Source organism: Leifsonia sp. 21MFCrub1.1 (assembly GCF_900107895.1).
GTDB classification, from domain to species: Bacteria; Actinomycetota; Actinomycetes; order Actinomycetales; family Microbacteriaceae; genus Leifsonia; species Leifsonia soli.
The window spans coordinates 590,064-604,821 of record NZ_LT629867.1 but is presented as its reverse complement, the minus strand read 5'-3'; the positions used below and the strand labels follow the sequence as shown (position 1 = coordinate 604,821).

General features: G+C 72.2%; 12 protein-coding genes. 4 read left to right on the top strand and 8 right to left on the bottom strand.

The annotated features are described in order from the left end of the window. Positions 1 to 8 precede the first annotated feature (8 nt). The 6 genes from BLW09_RS02720 to BLW09_RS02695 all read right to left on the bottom strand — a co-directional run bounded on the left by BLW09_RS02720 (position 9) and on the right by BLW09_RS02695 (position 6,684). The gene (locus BLW09_RS02720; RefSeq protein ID WP_089908154.1) at positions 9 to 1,337 is read right to left on the bottom strand and encodes a hypothetical protein; all 1,329 of its coding nucleotides are present in this window, start codon (positions 1,335 to 1,337) and stop codon (positions 9 to 11) included. Positions 1,338 to 1,340: 3 nt separating this feature from the next. Continuing rightward, on the bottom strand, positions 1,341 to 2,855 hold the full coding sequence (locus BLW09_RS02715) for a polysaccharide biosynthesis tyrosine autokinase (RefSeq protein ID WP_089908150.1): 1,515 nt from the start codon (positions 2,853 to 2,855) through the stop codon (positions 1,341 to 1,343). Between the two features lie 52 nt (positions 2,856 to 2,907). After that, on the bottom strand, positions 2,908 to 3,630 hold the full coding sequence (locus BLW09_RS02710) for a hypothetical protein (protein ID WP_089908147.1): 723 nt from the start codon (positions 3,628 to 3,630) through the stop codon (positions 2,908 to 2,910). Then, positions 3,627 to 4,391, bottom strand: a complete 765-nt coding sequence (locus BLW09_RS02705; RefSeq protein WP_089908144.1) for a CDP-alcohol phosphatidyltransferase family protein — start codon at positions 4,389 to 4,391, stop codon at positions 3,627 to 3,629. Before BLW09_RS02705 ends, BLW09_RS02710 begins: the two co-directional genes overlap by 4 nt. Further along, positions 4,388 to 5,587, bottom strand: coding sequence for a DUF1972 domain-containing protein (locus tag BLW09_RS02700; RefSeq protein ID WP_089908140.1), 1,200 nt, complete (start codon positions 5,585 to 5,587; stop codon positions 4,388 to 4,390). The genes BLW09_RS02705 and BLW09_RS02700 overlap by 4 nt, the downstream gene beginning before the upstream one ends. Before the next feature lie 179 nt (positions 5,588 to 5,766). After that, positions 5,767 to 6,684 carry a glycosyltransferase gene (locus BLW09_RS02695; RefSeq protein ID WP_089908138.1) on the bottom strand — a complete coding sequence of 306 codons (918 nt, stop codon included), beginning with the start codon at positions 6,682 to 6,684 and terminating at the stop codon, positions 5,767 to 5,769. A 101-nt stretch (positions 6,685 to 6,785) separates the two neighbouring features. Between BLW09_RS02695 and BLW09_RS02690 the strand changes: the two genes are divergently transcribed. Continuing rightward, positions 6,786 to 7,736, top strand: a complete 951-nt coding sequence (locus BLW09_RS02690; RefSeq protein WP_089908134.1) for a glycosyltransferase family 2 protein — start codon at positions 6,786 to 6,788, stop codon at positions 7,734 to 7,736. Beyond that, the gene (locus tag BLW09_RS02685; RefSeq protein WP_089908131.1) at positions 7,733 to 8,446 is read left to right on the top strand and encodes a polysaccharide deacetylase family protein; all 714 of its coding nucleotides are present in this window, start codon (positions 7,733 to 7,735) and stop codon (positions 8,444 to 8,446) included. Before BLW09_RS02690 ends, BLW09_RS02685 begins: the two co-directional genes overlap by 4 nt. Here BLW09_RS02685 and BLW09_RS02680 read toward each other — a convergent pair. Next, positions 8,436 to 9,461 (bottom strand): glycosyltransferase, encoded by a 1,026-nt coding sequence (locus tag BLW09_RS02680; protein ID WP_089908128.1) that lies wholly within the window; start codon positions 9,459 to 9,461, stop codon positions 8,436 to 8,438. The genes BLW09_RS02685 and BLW09_RS02680 overlap by 11 nt on opposite strands. A gap of 164 nt (positions 9,462 to 9,625) precedes the next feature. On the opposite strand from BLW09_RS02680, the gene BLW09_RS02675 reads away from it, so the two are divergent. Both BLW09_RS02675 and BLW09_RS02670 read left to right on the top strand, forming a co-directional pair. After that, entirely contained in the window at positions 9,626 to 10,732 is a 1,107-nt protein-coding gene (locus BLW09_RS02675) for a glycosyltransferase family 4 protein (protein WP_231947020.1), read from the top strand. Further along, positions 10,729 to 12,084, top strand: coding sequence for a lipopolysaccharide biosynthesis protein (locus tag BLW09_RS02670; protein ID WP_089908122.1), 1,356 nt, complete (start codon positions 10,729 to 10,731; stop codon positions 12,082 to 12,084). Before BLW09_RS02675 ends, BLW09_RS02670 begins: the two co-directional genes overlap by 4 nt. Before the next feature lie 25 nt (positions 12,085 to 12,109). Here the strand turns inward: BLW09_RS02670 and BLW09_RS02665 are convergent, their stop codons facing one another. Continuing rightward, positions 12,110 to 14,755, bottom strand: a complete 2,646-nt coding sequence (locus BLW09_RS02665; RefSeq protein WP_089908118.1) for a right-handed parallel beta-helix repeat-containing protein — start codon at positions 14,753 to 14,755, stop codon at positions 12,110 to 12,112. Positions 14,756 to 14,758 lie beyond the last annotated feature (3 nt).

The window sequence follows — 14,758 nt, the reverse complement described above, 5'->3', positions numbered from 1 at the left end:
GTCCCGGCTCAGCGGCGTCCTGCGGCGAGCTCATCCTGCGACGCATCCCGCTGCGGCACGCGCGCAGGAAGCCCGAGGACGAGCGGACGGCTGGCGTCCGGCGCGAGCTGCGTCGTCGCCGCCAGCCCCGCGACGAACCAGACGAAGATCGAGTACTGGGTGATCAGGGCGACCGTCGCGAACGCCGGGATCTGCGCGACGAGCGCGATCGTCGCGGGCGACGCCTTCCCGCGGAGGACCAGCAGGATGCCGAAGGCGAGCGCGACCGCGATCGCGATGAGCACGATGATCCCGTTCGTCAGCCCCGTCAGGATGAGCTGGCTGTCGATCGACCGGAAGTTGCCGAAGTAGAGGGAGCCGGCCGAGTTCTTCTGCGCGGAGCCCGCCACGCCAACCAGGTTCATCGTCCCGAACAGGGAGACGAGGTCGCCGCGGTAGTCGGCACTATTGGACGCCTCCGCCCCCGCGTCGTCGAACACGGCGGAGACCAGGGGGAAGACCACGGCGGAGGCCAGGACGACAGCCGTCGTGATGGCGATGCGCGCGCGGCGCGAGATCGCATCCCGCATGAAGAGCACGGAGAGGGCGACGCCGAGCAGGGCGCAGATCATCCCGATCCGGCTGAACGTGTAGACGGTGGCGACGAGCATGGTGAGCACCATCAGACCGCGCACCCACAGGCGGAACGGCGCCGCCAGCGTGATCGGGACGGCCATCGCGAGGCTCGCGCCCAGAGCGATGCTGTGCCCGAACGCCCCCTCCGCCCGCGGCACGCCCCCGCGCTCCTGGATGGTTCCCCAGATCGAGTAGAGGGAGTTGCCCGACTTGATCAGCACGAAGGGGTTCCAGTGCGTCAGCCCTTCGACGATCGCGAGGACGGCGACGATGGTGAAGCACACCGCGATGGCGCCGTGGACCCACGCCGGGTCAACGCGGAGCGGGGCGATGCGGCCGACGACGTAGCCCGCGACGAAGTACGTGACGACGATGATCGCGGCGCCGAGGGCGATGCCCGCGTTCCCCGCAAGGATGGACGCGAGCGCCGCCACCACGACGAGGGTCATCAGCGCGTCCATCCAGCTGAGCCGGAACCGGCGGACGGGAAGCAGTGCCGCGACGACCAGGAGCGCCGCCGCGGTGGCGGGCGGCAGGTAGTAGTTGCCGTTGAAGCCGATGCCGAAGCCCAGCCAGATCGGCACGAAGCACAGCACGACGATCCAGGAGGCCACAGCCAGTCGGGGCGCACGGCGCAGCACCAGGAAGCCCAGCACGGCGACGCCGAGCGCGACCGCCAGCAGGAGCATCCGGTCGACGAGCGCGCCGCTGAGGAAGCCCATGGGTCAGGAGGCGCTGTGACTGCGCGCCGCGTCGGATGCGGACTCGGCGTCCGCTGCGTTCTGAGCCGCTCCGCCCTTCGACGGCCGCTTCGTCGAGCCTGCCTCCGCGTCCGTGTCCGTACCCGCCTCCGCCGCGGCCCCGGCTCCGCGGCGGCCGGGGAGACCCAGGCGGCGCGCCGGCTGCTCCGCCATGTAGTACGCGTTGCGCTCCTTGCCCGACGCGACGCGGTTGAGCACGATGCCGAGCACGGCCGCTCCCGACTTCTGCAGCGAGTCGACCGTCTGCGCGAGCTGCTGCTTCCGCACCCGGGTGCGGTCGACGACGACCAGCGCGCCGTCCACCTGGCGCGCGAGGATGGAGGCGTCGGCGACCGAGCCGAGCGGCGCGGTGTCGATGACGATGACGTCGTACCGGGCGCGCAGGCGCTCCAGCAGATCGCTCATCGCCCGCGACGAGAGCAGCTCGCTCGGGTTCGGCGGGATGGGGCCGGCGGCCAGCACATCCAGGTCGCCTGCGCCCCAGCGCTGCACGACGTCCTCGAAGTCGGCGCGTCCGGCGAGGACGGACGTCAGTCCGGCGTTCCCCGACAGCGCGGTGTAGCCGGCGATGGCGGGACGACGCAGGTCGGCGTCGATCAGCAGCACGCGCTGACCGGTCTCGGAGAGCGCGAGCGCCAGGTTGGAGGAGATCAGCGACTTGCCCTCCGACGGGATCGACGAGGTGATCACGAACGACCGCGTCGGGGAGCCGAGCGTGACGAACTCGAGGTTCGACCGCAGCTGGCGATAGGCCTCCGCCGCGTTGGAGAGCGGCGCCGACACGAGCACGGGGACGCCGTCCTTGTTCCTCTCGCGCTGGATCGATCCGACGAGGGGGGCCTTCGCGACCTCGGTCGCGGTCTCCGCGTTGTGGACGCCGGTGTCGAAGGTGGCGCGCAGCACGACGATCAGCGCTCCGGCGATGAGCCCGAGCAGCAGACCGGAGAGCACGTTGAGCCGGGTGTTCGGCGAAGAGGCGAACTTCGGGACGGCGGCGTGCTCGATCACGCGAACGGACACCGTCGCCGCGCCCTGCGCGGTCTTCGGTGCGATCTGCTCGACCGTGCTCGACAGGCTGGACGCCACCGCGTTCGCGATGTCCGCCGCCTGACGCGGGCTGGTGTCCGTCACGGCGAGCTCGAGGATGACCGTGTTCTGCGGCGTGCTCACCGAGATGGAGTCGGCCAGCTGGCTCGGCGTGATGGCCAGGTCGAGCTGGTCGATCACGGGCGTGAGCACGACGGGCGACTCGGCGAGCTGCGCGAACGACAGCATCTGGTTCTGCGTGTACGTGGACCCCTGACTGAGGTCGTTGGCGGACCCGCCGAAGTTCAGCGAGAAATACAGCCCCGAGGTCGCGGTGTAGCTCTTGACCGCCAGCTGCGACAGGCCGAAGCCCAGGAGCGCTCCCGCGATCGTCGCGATGACGACGACGTACCAGAAGCGCCGGAACGCCTGCGCGTACTGCTTGGAGCTCATCGATTCTCCCCCTCGGTCGCCCGGTGCTCGGTCCCGCGGCCCTCCGCCGGCCTCACTGGAACACCACGAGCTGGGCGCCCGCCTGGTCGCTGAGGGTCACGGTGACCGCTCCATCCTCGTCCGCCGGAACCGTGAAGACGTACACCGCCGTGGCGGATGCTCCGGGCTGGAGCGATCCGGTGAACGGCTTGGCGGCGGTGTCGCCCGCCACCGGCGCCGCGGGCGTCGCACCCGAACCGTAGTAGGCATTGACGGTCGCCGTCGAGAGGGGGAATGCCCCGCCGGTCCCGTTGGTCAGCCGCAGCGTCACCTTGACGGCCGGTCCGCTGACCTCGCCGGGGCGGGTGGCGGTCGCCGTGTAGGACTCGACGGAGACCACGTTCGCGGTCAGACCCGACGGCGTCTTCACATCCTGCTTGACCTCGGCCGTCTGGGCGACGACCCCGCCGAAGCGCGCATCCATCTCGCCGGGTTTCGCCGGGGATGCCGTCGCCGGCGCCCCCGTCGGTGCGTCAGAGGGCGCTGGAGTGGACGTCGCTGCATCGGTGGGCCGCGGCAGCTGCGTCGCCGCCGGCTTGAGGGCGTTCGCCACCGGGCCGCCCGGGGGACGGGCGAAGGAGTACACCGAGGCGATCACGATCGCGGCCACGATGGCGAGGCCGCCGACCGCGGCGAGAGCGACCAGCGCGATGCGCTTGCGCGTCCACCGGCCCTTCTTCTCCTGCGACGGCTCGTCCGGGGTGGGCAGCGGGGTGGTGGTGTCGTCCGACGTCATGGCCGGCCTCCTTCGGAACGGAGCTCGCGGAACCAGGTGACGGCTGCGGCGAACAGGAAGAGCGTCGTCGCGAGGACGATGAGGGTGTAGAGCACGAGGAAGCCCGGGAGCCAGCCGAGCAGGACGAACGAGAGGCAGAGCACCCCGTAGTCCATCGGGAGGACCAGCACCGCGCGCAGCCAGGACGGGCGGCCGGGCGCGTCGGCGGCCAGGGAGACCCGTCCGTGCTGGCGGCGCAGCTGCTCGGTGAGGATCATGCCGAAGAACAGGACGGAGGAGATCACCGCCGAGACGAGGGGGACGACGAGCCAGGCGACCGGTACCGCGTCGTGCAGGTAGAGCCCGAGACCGAGTGCCAGCGGCATGCTGACGACCTTCGTGGCGTCCACCATGTGGTCGAGCCACTCGCCGGCCGGGCTGCTGCGCCCGGTCAGCCGGGACAGCTGGCCGTCCGCGCTGTCGAAGGCGTAGCCGATGAGGAGCATGAGCGCGACGCCGATGCCCAGCAGCCAGGACGGCGGGAACACGACCAGCAGGATGAGGGCCGCGAACGTCCACGCGGCGCTGATCGCCGTGACACCGTTCGGGGTGAGCCCGGCCCGGTAGGCCCACGCCGTCAGGTACCGGCCGAGCCGGCGGTTGACGAAGCGGGAGTAGGCGGGCGCGCTGCGGGCGGCCGGCTTCTGCGCGGCGGCGAGCCGGCGGAGGACCGACCCGTACGTCTCGCGTGCGGCCGTGCCGTCGAGCGTTCCGCCGGTCACGACTCGACCGCCTTGCCGGTGAGGCGCGGGGCGGAGCCGACGCGCTGCGCGGTGAGAGGCCGCCTCGCGCGCACCTGCACGCCGTCGGCGAGGTCGCGGCAGAGCAGTTCGTACTTGTCGGCGACGTCGTCCCAGTCGTAGCCGGCCGCGCGGGCGCGGGTGGCCGCACGGCGGGCGGGATGCCCGGCCGGGTCGGCCTCCGCCGCCTCGACGACGCCGGCGACATCCGCCTCTGTGGTGAAGTAGGCGCCGCTGTCGCCGAGCACCTCGCGGTTGAAGACGACGTCGTAGGCGAGGGTGGGCGCTCCGGCGCCGATCGCCCGGAGGAGCGAGGGGTTCGTCCCGCCGACGGAGTGCCCGTGCAGGTAGCTGAAGGCGTTGGCGTAGAGCTGGTCGAGGAGGCGCTGGTCCCAGACCCCGCCGAGGAAACGCACCCGGTCGTCCGCGAGGTCGTGGACGCGGGCGGTGTATGCGTCGGCGTACGGCGCGGAGCCGACGACGATGAGCGGGAGGCGGGCGCCGCTCCGGCGGTATCCGTCGACGATGGTGTGGACGTGGTTCTCCGGCTCGAAGCGGGCGACCAGGAGGTGATACCCCTGCGGCTCCAGACCGAGCCCCGCCAGCAGGTCGGATTCCTCGGCGACCCGCGGTGCGCCGTAGGCGATCAGCCGGGTCGGCGCGTGGAACTCCTCGCGGTAGTAGTCCGCGATCCCCTGCGCGTCGGCGATAAGCCCGTCGGACCAGCGGACGGCCGCCGATTCGGCGAGCCGGTAGTAGCGGCGGCCGGTCCCCTTCCACTTGTCGCGCTTCCACTCCAGGCCGTCGACGTGGGTGGCGACCGGGATGCGCGCCGCGCGGATCAGCGGCAGGTACGGCGAGTTGGCCGCGTTGAAGACCAGGGCGACGTCCGTTCGGTGGCGGAGCAGGTGGGCGACGGACAGGCCCGTGTGGCTCAGGGTCTCGAGCGAGCGGCGGTGCATCGCGCCCTTGTGGACGAGCTCCATCCCGCGGTACTCGGCGGGGCGCTCGCCATCGCCCGGGCGGCAGTAGACGACGACACGGTGGCCGCGCTCGGCCAGGCGCGATCCGACCTCTTCGACGGCGGTCTCGAAGCCGCCGTACCGGGCGGGAACGCCGCGCGTTCCGACCATGGCGATGCTGAGCGGATCCCCTGATCGCCTCGCCTTGCTGTGCATCGGCTTCTCTCGTTCTCGTCGGTCGGTACGGACGAACCCGACGACGGAAGCGATGGCCGTGACGGGCGGGCGAGAATCCGCGTATCTCGGTCTTCGGAGTGCACCAGGGTCGGGTCTCTGTTGCCCTCACAGTCTATGACGAGAAATCCTCAATTGTTGCTCCCCTGTTCGGGGGACTTTCACCGGGAGCGTGTACCCCGAGAGGCCCGCAGACCGTCGCGCACCCCGCGGAACGCCGCCGCGAGCGGGGCCGGAGACCGCAGAAACTGACGCCGTCCGCCCTGCAGCAGCACCTCGTAGGCGATCGGGATGCTGGCCCGCCGCCAGCGCTTCACCGACGCCGCGTCGAGGTTGCGCGCCGCGAACACGAGACGGTTCCGGATGTTGAAGTAGTAGTAGGTCGCCGACTTCGCCTCGCCGCTCGTCGCATGCCCGTCGCCCTGCGTCCCGCCCTCGGCGTGCACCGCGGTCGCCGCATCCACGACCTCCACCCGGCCGCCGGCGCGACGCGCCCGGAAGGACAGCTCCACATCCTCCCAGTACAGGAAGTACCCGTCGCCGAACCCGCCGATCCGCCGCCACAGCTCGGCGGTGGCGAGCAGACAGGCCCCGCTGAGCCACTGCTCCGCGTCGCGGACGCCGAGACGCTCGCGGTTGCGGGTCGCTGTGATCCTGCCGTCGCCGAGGTGCAGGTCGGAGCCGTCGAACCACACCGATCCGTCGGGCCGGAGCACGCGCGGCGCCAGCAGCACCAGCGGGTCGTCGCCGGCCGCGGCGAGCAGCGCGGACACGTCCGCCGGCTCCATCGTGGCGTCCGGGTTGAGCAGCAGCAGCCGCGTCGCGCCTGCGGCGATGGCGCGCTCCGCGGCGAGGTTCATGCCGAGCCCGAAGCCCAGGTTCTCCGCCGGTTCGAGCAGCTCCCAGCCCTCGGCGGCGGAGAGCCGGCGCATCGCCGCGCGCTCCGCGTCGGACGTACGGTTGTCGACGACGAACGTGCGTGCGCCGTCCAGCCTCCTGGTCAGCGGAGCGAGGTTGCCGGCGAGCAGTCCGGAGGAACCGTAGCCGACGACGATCACCGCGAGCCCGTCGAACGACATCCCGCTCCCCTCCTGCCGGCCGCCCCCTCCGGGCGCTGGCGTGAAGCCTATACCTGTGTGAGCATGGTGACTCCGCCACCCGATCCGAGGACCAGAACGCGATGACCGACCAGCGCCTCCCCGTGACCATCGCCGTTCCGACGTTCCACCGGCCCGAGGAGCTGCGCGTCCTGCTGCCGCTGCTGAAGGCGCAGGCCGAGGATCTGGATGCCGCGGGCGCGACGAGAACCGACGTCCTGGTGGTCGACAACGACGCCGGGGCGAGCGGTCGCGCGGCGGCCGAGGAGGCCGGCGTCCGCTACGTCGTCGAGCCGCAGCCCGGCATCGCGGCGGCGCGCAACCGGGCGCTCGACGAGAGCGCCGGCTCGCGGCTGCTCGCCTTCATCGACGACGACGAGCATCCCCACGCCGGCTGGCTGCGCGAGCTCGTGCGGGTGTGGCGGATCTCGGAGCCCGCCCTCGTCTCCGGCCGGGTGGTCGCGGAGTTCGAGCGGCCGCCGGGACGGTGGATCGAGGAGGGCCGGTTCTTCGTGCGGCGGTCCCTGCCGACCGGCACGCCGCTCCAGGTCGCCGCGGCGGGCAACCTCCTGCTCGACCTCGACCAGGTGCGCGAGAGCGGCGTGCGGTTCGCGCTCGACCTCGGCCTGAGCGGCGGGGAGGACACGCTGTTCAGCCGACGCCTCGCCCATGCCGGTTACCGGATGGTGTGGTGCAACGAGTCCGTGATCACCGATCTCGTGCCCGCCGCGCGGATCAGCCGCCGGTGGGTGCTCCGACGTGCGTGGAGTCACGGGAACTCGACAGCGGTCGTCAGCGTCCGCCTGGCCGGGGGCCGGGCAGGTCGCGCCGTCGCGCGCGTCCGCGCCGTCGTCGGTGGCGCCGCGCGCGTCGTCCTCGGGGTGGCGAGGACGGCACTGGGACTTCTGCTCCGGTCGCCCGGCCACCAGGCGCGCGGCTCGCGGGCCGCCTACCGGGGTGCCGGAATGGTGTGGGCGGCGTTCGGCGGCGTCTACCAGGAGTACGCGCGGACCGCCGACGGGGCCGGGAAGTGAGCGTCCGCGACGCGGTGGTCGCCGCCGTCCGCCGCGCCGGGGCTCCGGTCGGATCCGTCATGCGCGTCCGCACCGAGGAGCCGGTGGTCATCGCGACGTTCGACGACGGTCCGTCGTTCCGCACGGCGACGGTGCTGAGCGCGCTCGCGGACGCGGGGGCGACGGCGACGTTCTTCGTGCTGCTCAGCCGCACGCGCCGCGATCCCGGTCTGCTCGACGACATCCTCGCCGCCGGCCACGAGCTCGCCCTGCACGGTCCCGATCACCGGCGGCTGACGACGCTCCCGCCGGACTCGCTCGCGGGGCGGATGCGCGACGCGCGCTCCGAGCTGGAGGACCTCGCCGGCCGCCGCATCCGCTGGTTCCGGCCGCCGTACGGCGCGCAGAGCCTGCGCTCCTGGCGCGCGGTGAGGGCGGCGGGCATGGAGCCGGTGCTGTGGGGGCCGACCCTCGCGGACTGGCGCGACGCCCCGCACGACGAACGGCTGCGGCTGGCGCTCTCCGCCGAGCGCGGCGCGATCGTCCTCGGCCACGACGGCCATGCGGACGCCGTCGACGGCGTCGACGACGGACCAGCCCCCACGGTCGACCACCGCACGCTGCTCTCCGAGGTGACGGCGGGCTATGCGGCGCGCGGCCTGCGCCTCACCTCGCTCGGATCGGCTGCGGAGAACGGCCGGCTGGTGCGGGAGGCGCGGTTCAGGAGCTGACCGCGCGGCCGCGCCGGAGCAGGCCGATCGCCCGACGGTACGCGGTGGCGTGCTGCGGCCCCGCATCCGCCCAGGAGCGCGCGCTCAGGTCGGGCCGCCCCTCGACCTCGCGGGCGTGCTCGGCGGCCTCCCGGATCACCTCGGGCGTCAGCTCCGCGTACCGGCTCACCCACGCCGGGCCCACCTCCTCGGCGAGCGCCGCGGTCGTCGCGTTGTCGGGCACCAGCACCGGGCGATCCAGCGAGAGCGCGGTGAGCACCCCTCCCGAGTTGTGCATGTCCCGATAGGGCAGCACGATCAGCTCGCTGCGTCCGACCAGGTCGGCCAGCTCGGAGTCCTGCAGGAAGCTGAGCTGCACCCGCACCCGCTCGTCACGGTCGGCCAGCGCGCGGATCGTCTCGGCGAGCTCCTCGGTGGACGGCTTGCCCGCGACGGTCAGCCGCAGGTCGTCGCCCGGCACGCGGGAGAACACCTCCAGCAGCTGCTCGACCCCCTTGTAGCGGCGGATCAGCCCGAAGTACCCCAGCCGTCCGGGCTCGCGCTCAGGCCGCGGGTAGCGGCCGAACCACTCCCGGTAGTCGCCGTGCAGGATCGTCTCGTACGCCGTGCCGTCCGGGAACGGCGTCGTGGGGTTGAGGCGGATGCGCAGCGTCGTCCGCCGGTCGAACCAGCGCAGGATGGCGCGCTCGCGCCGTGAGATGCCCTCCGGGAGGTGGAGGTTGTGGACGGTCCGCACGATCGGGGTGCGGGTGACCCGGAGCTTCAGGAGGAGCACGACTGTGAGGCCCTGCCGGACGAGCGCCTTCGCCGGGCTCTGGCCCGCGACGAGGATCTCGGGCCAGTGGGCGTGGAACACGTCGTACCGGCCGAGCAGCGCGCGCCGCCACGAGAACGTGCGCACCTCGAGGCCCGGGGTCGCCGTGAGCGCATCGCGCAGCATCACGATGTACGGGTTGGTGGTGGGCCGGGGGTCCGGGAAGGACTGCTGGACGACGATTCGCTCGGGCTCGGTCATGGTGCGATCCACCCTAGGGGCCGTTCCACGGTCGGAGCCAGCGCCGACCCCCAAGACTGGGTGCATTTTTGAGAATATCTCGTTATTTGGCCTCCGTCTGTCTAGACTCGCTCAGCAGAGGCCCGACACCCGACACGAGGGCCCGACCAGACCCGGAGCTGCCCGTGGCCAGCGAAGCGCCAACTCTTCACCACCAGCACGTCCGCCTGTACGACCAGGTGCGCAGCGTGCACCTGGAGCGCGCCCACGAACTCGACCCCGCCGCGATCGTCTACCGGGTCAAGCGCTACGACTTCGACCCGCAGCTCGCCTCGGGCATCGAGCTCGCGCAGGCGGGCAGCCTCGCTGCGGCACGGATGGCGCTCCGCAGCAGGATCACGCGGGTGGAGGTCGACGAGCCGCTGTACCTCGACTCCCTCCCCCGGACCGCCGCCGTGCTCGCCACCCTCGGCCTCAAGCGCCTGTTCGGAGCACCCCGCGCCGAGGTCGCGACCTACGCGATCGAGAACCTCGACCCCTTCGCCAGCCGGCCGCCCCGGATGCGCAGCCGCCTCCGCCGCGCCCTCGAGCGCGTGCTCAGCGGCTACGTCTGGCACCGGCTCGACACCGTCGTGTACGGGACGCCCGGCGCCCGCGACCTCTACGGCGAGACCTTCGCGCGGCGCCCGCGCCGCCAGCTGACGGTCGAGGCCCTCCCGAGCCCGTGCCGCTGCGATGCCGGGCGCACGATCCAGCGCGATCCCGATGGTGTCGTCTTCCTCGGCGCGTTCTCACCCCGCAAGGGCTTCGGCGACGTGCTCGCCGCCTGGCCGGCCATCCGCTCCCGACGCCCGCAGGCGACGCTCACGCTGATCGGGTCGGGCGGGATGCTCGATCAGGCGCGCGCCGCGGCCGAGGCCGACCCGTCCATCCGGCTCCTCGTCGATCCGCCCAGGGACGTCATCCACACCGAGCTGCTGCGCGCGCACGTGCTCGTGCTGCCGTCGCGGCGGGTCGGGGGCTGGCGCGAGCAGATCGGCCTTCCCCTGGTGGAGGCGCTCGCCCACGGCTGCGAGGTCGTCACCACCTCGGAGACGGGAATCGCGGAGTTCCTCATCGACGCCGGCCACCTCGTGCTCCCCGGCGACGCCGACGCGGCACGGATCGCCGACGGTGTGGATGCCGCACTCGCCCGCCGCCGCACCGCCGCCGACATCCGCTCCGCCCTCCCGGCCGTCGACGGCCGGATCGCCGCCGGCCGAGCTCTCTTCGAGGAGCGGACCCCGGCATGACGGCCCTGAGACCGCAGAGAACCGGGATGGTGCGGGCCGTCGGGTCGACGGCCGTCATCAAGGTCGTCGTGATGGGGATCTCCGGGCTCATCGGCATCGTCAACAGCCGGCTCATCATCCAGAACTTCGGCACGGACGCCTACGCCCAGTACGGCCTGCTCGCCGCGCTGCCCGCTCTGCTCCCGTTCGCCGACCTCGGTATCGCCGCCGTCGTGATCAACGCGGTCGCCGGGTCCGACAAGCCCGCCTCGGACCGCCTGGTCCGCAGCACGATCGTGACGGCGTTCCGCATCCTGCTCTGCTCGGCCGCCGCGATCGTCGGCGTCGGACTCGTGATCTCGCTGCTCGGCTGGTGGCCGGCCATCCTCGGCGGAGCGCTGCTGCCCGACGGTGGGAGCCTCGCCGCCTTCCTGTGCCTCGGCACCTTCGCGCTCGTGCTGCCGCTCACGGTCGGTTCGCGCGTGCTGGTCGGACTCGGCCGCACCAGCACCCAGACCGCCAGTCAGGCCGTCGTGGCGCCTGCGATGTTCCTCGGCCTCGCGACGCTGGTCGCCCTGTCGGCGCCGGCCGGCAGCTTCCTCGCCGTGCTCTCCTACATCGCCAACGGCCTCGCCTCGCTGATCTGCCTGATCGTCGCGGCGCGTCTCATCCGCCCGCAGATCGGGAAGGCACTGCGCGAGGTCCCGTTCCCGCGGCGCTACCCCGGCGTGCCCGCGATGGGCGTGGCCTGGCCGATGCTCGTGCAGATGGTCGCCCTCCCCATCGCCATGCAGACCGACCGCCTGCTGCTCAGCCACCTGACGACAGGCACCGAGCTGGCGCAGTACAACCTCGCCTCCCAGCTGTTCGGGCTGGTGGTGCAGACCATCGCGGCCGCCGGCGTCGCCCTCTGGCCGATCTACGCGAAGGCCCGCTCCGAGTCGCGCATCGAGTCGCCGATGAAGCCGACCCTGTGGTTCCTCGCCGGCGGCCTCGGCCTCGGCCTCGTGCTCGCCGCGCTGTCGCCGCTGCTCACCCACTTCATCGCGGGCGACAGGTTCACCCTCGACCCCTGGCTGGTCGGCGGGTTCGTGGTCTTCGTCGCCCTGCAGGCGGCGAAGTACCCCGCCGGGATGTACATGACCGACAAGCGCGGCCTCACGTTCCAGGTGTGGCCGATCCTCGCCAGCGTCCCCCTCAACCTCGTGCTCTCCTGGTGGCTGATCGGCGTGATCGGAGCGGGCGGCCCGATCGTCGGCTCTGCGATCAGCGTCGCTGTCTGCCAGGTGCTGCCCAACCTCTGGTACGTCACACACGACCTCGGCCGCCGCCGGGCTGAGGTGCCCGGCGACGGCCGAGAGGACGTGCTCTAGAGATCCCGCGCTGCGGGCGCCCTTACTACCAGGCGCCGACGTGGACGGTGCCCGCCGGCTTCCCGATCAGCGACGCAATGTCGCCGGGGAGGGCCGTCGCCGTTCCGACCACGGACGCGATCAGCTGGGACGGCGCCAGCGACGGAGCGTTCTCCGCCGTGGTGCTGTGCGCCTCCTGCCCCGTGGCCGACGTGAACGCCGAGAACGTCGGGTACACGGCGGGGTCACCGGCGCCGCGGGACCAGATCACGGCCCACGACGGGGACGACGCCGAGGCACGGCGGTACACGTTGTAGTCGCTGCTGATCTGCATGCGCTCCGCGGAGAGCTGGTGCGAGTAGTCCTCGACGCACAGCAGGCAGTTGCCCGTGCCGCCGGAGATCACGTTGTTCCGGATGGTGACCGGCCCGGTGACCCAGGTCATGGTCGGGTCCGGGAACGCCTGGCGCGGGTCGTGACCGGCGTCCGACGCGTTGTTCCCGCGACGCGCATCCTGCGTGATGTCGAGGTTGCGCGCGTTGTCGCTCAGCGTGTTGTTCCACACCTTGGCGGAGCTGATGTTGTTCAGCTTGATCCCGGCCGAGGTGTTCCGCGACGCCACGTTGTCCACGAGGGTCGCGGTCGACGAGATCTCCAGCGAGATGCCGTTGCCCGCGTTGCCGATGGCGTCGTTGTGCGCGATCGTCATCCCGTACACCGACTCGTCGAGCCAGAGCCCGGCCGCCTGGTTGCGGAGGAACGCGCTGTTGCGGATGTCGATGATCCGCGATCGCGTGATCTTCACGCCTCCCGACACCGGCGAGGTGTTGAAGTGCTCGGAGTTGTTGTCCGCCGCGAGCACCCCGTCCAGAGTCAGGTGGTCGGAGGAGTTCGCGTGGACGCCGAGCAGGCCGTTGCGTGCCACGGTGACGGAGCGCAGCGTGTTGCCGTCGCCCCCCAGCGAGACGCCGGTGGTGGCGTTGTCGGTGAAGGAGACGTTCTCGAAGAGCGCGCCGCCCTTCCACGCGGTCACCGCACCCATGTCGGGGACGGACGGTGCGTAGCGGCGGACGCCGACGCCCTTCAGGACGAACCCGGCGGACTGCACGCTGATGGCCTTCTGCAGGTCGCTCGCGCGGACCTCCTGGCTGCCCGGGTCGGTGCCGAGCACGAGGGTCTTGCCCGCGGTGTCGTAGTAGAACGTGCCGGGGCGGACCTGCGACCGGCTCGCGACCTGCTGCTGGGCGGCGTTGCCGATCCAGACCTGGTCGGGGTGCGCGGCCATCGGGTACGACGGGTTCAGCCACTGCCAGCCCGGGGTCGAGCCGTCGCCGGCGCCGCGGGTGTAGGTCGGGCTGGAGTCGAAGACGTGGTTCCAGCCGCCGGCGACCCACGTCGAGCCGCTCTGCGTCCAGCCCTTCACGAGGGAGCTGCCGTCGAGGTAGGCGGCCTCCTTCGGATACGACTGGATGGTCAGCTTCTTCGTCGCGGGCACGGTCAGCGACTCGTGGTAGCTGCCGGCGCGCAGAACGATCGTCGCGCCGTTGCCGGCGACGTCGATGGCGTGCTGGACGGTCCGGAACGGAGCGGACGCCGTGCCCGAGCCGGTGTCGGAGCCGTTGGGAGCCACGAGCAGGGCACCGGCGGGAACCGCGTACGCGGTGCTGCCGATGGCGGCCGCTCCCGTCGGGAAGCGCGTGCCGGAGGTGTCGACCGACGGGTCGCCGGTCGGAGCGGGCTGCGGCGGGGTCGGCTCGGTGACCGGCGGGGCCGGGTCGACCGGCGGGGCCGGGTCGCTCGGCTTCGGGGTCGGCGTCTGCGTCGGGGTCGGCGTCTGCGTCGGCGTGGTCGTCGGCGTCGGGGCGGGGGTGTCCTGCACCGGCTTCAGGCTCGAGGCCGTCAGCGTGTCGAAGGCGACGGGCTGCGCGGCGGTCGATCCGGAGACGTACGACCAGGCGGCGAGGCTGCCCGCGGAGGTCAGCCGCTTCGCACTGGAGTCGTCGGCGACGGACTGCCAGTCCGGCTTGGCCTGACCGTCGGGCCACGCCCGGGCCTGCAGATGCACGGGGTTCGTCCCCGTGGCCTGGAACTCGAGGTGCACAGAGGCTCCGGCCTTGAGGCCGGTGGCGACGCGGATCTCCTTGCCGACCGTGGTCTGAGCGGCGGTCGAGCCGTTGACGCGGAGGATCGTGAGGGTGAGGGCGCCTGCGGCGTTCACGCGGACGTTGGCCTGGTAATACGAGCCTGCGGCGACGCGTGTCTGCACACCGGCGAAGATGCCGTTGCCCCCGGAGGGGATGCGCGGGACGTCGATCGTCGCCGAGGTCGTGACGTCGCCGGCGGTGACCGATGGCAGGGACGCGGTGAGCGAGGAGCCCGGACGCGGCAACGTCATGCTGCCGGCGTCGCCGGTCGCCGAGAAGGGCGTCGTGCCGGTGGTGCGGTAGGCGCCGCCGATCGGCGCGCTGCCCCATCCGCCCGCGGTGACACGGGAGAAGTCGTCGGAGACCAGCTGGCTGCCGACGACGTAGTTGGAGGGCGCAGCCGACGCCGTGATCGCCGGCAGGCCGAAGACGGCGATACCGGCGGTGGCGACCGTCGCCACAGCTGTGACGACGATGTTGCGGGTGAAGATGCGGGGAGCGGGGGACTTTTGGGTGTTGGTGAGGCGGTGTCTGGCCTTGCGGACCATGGA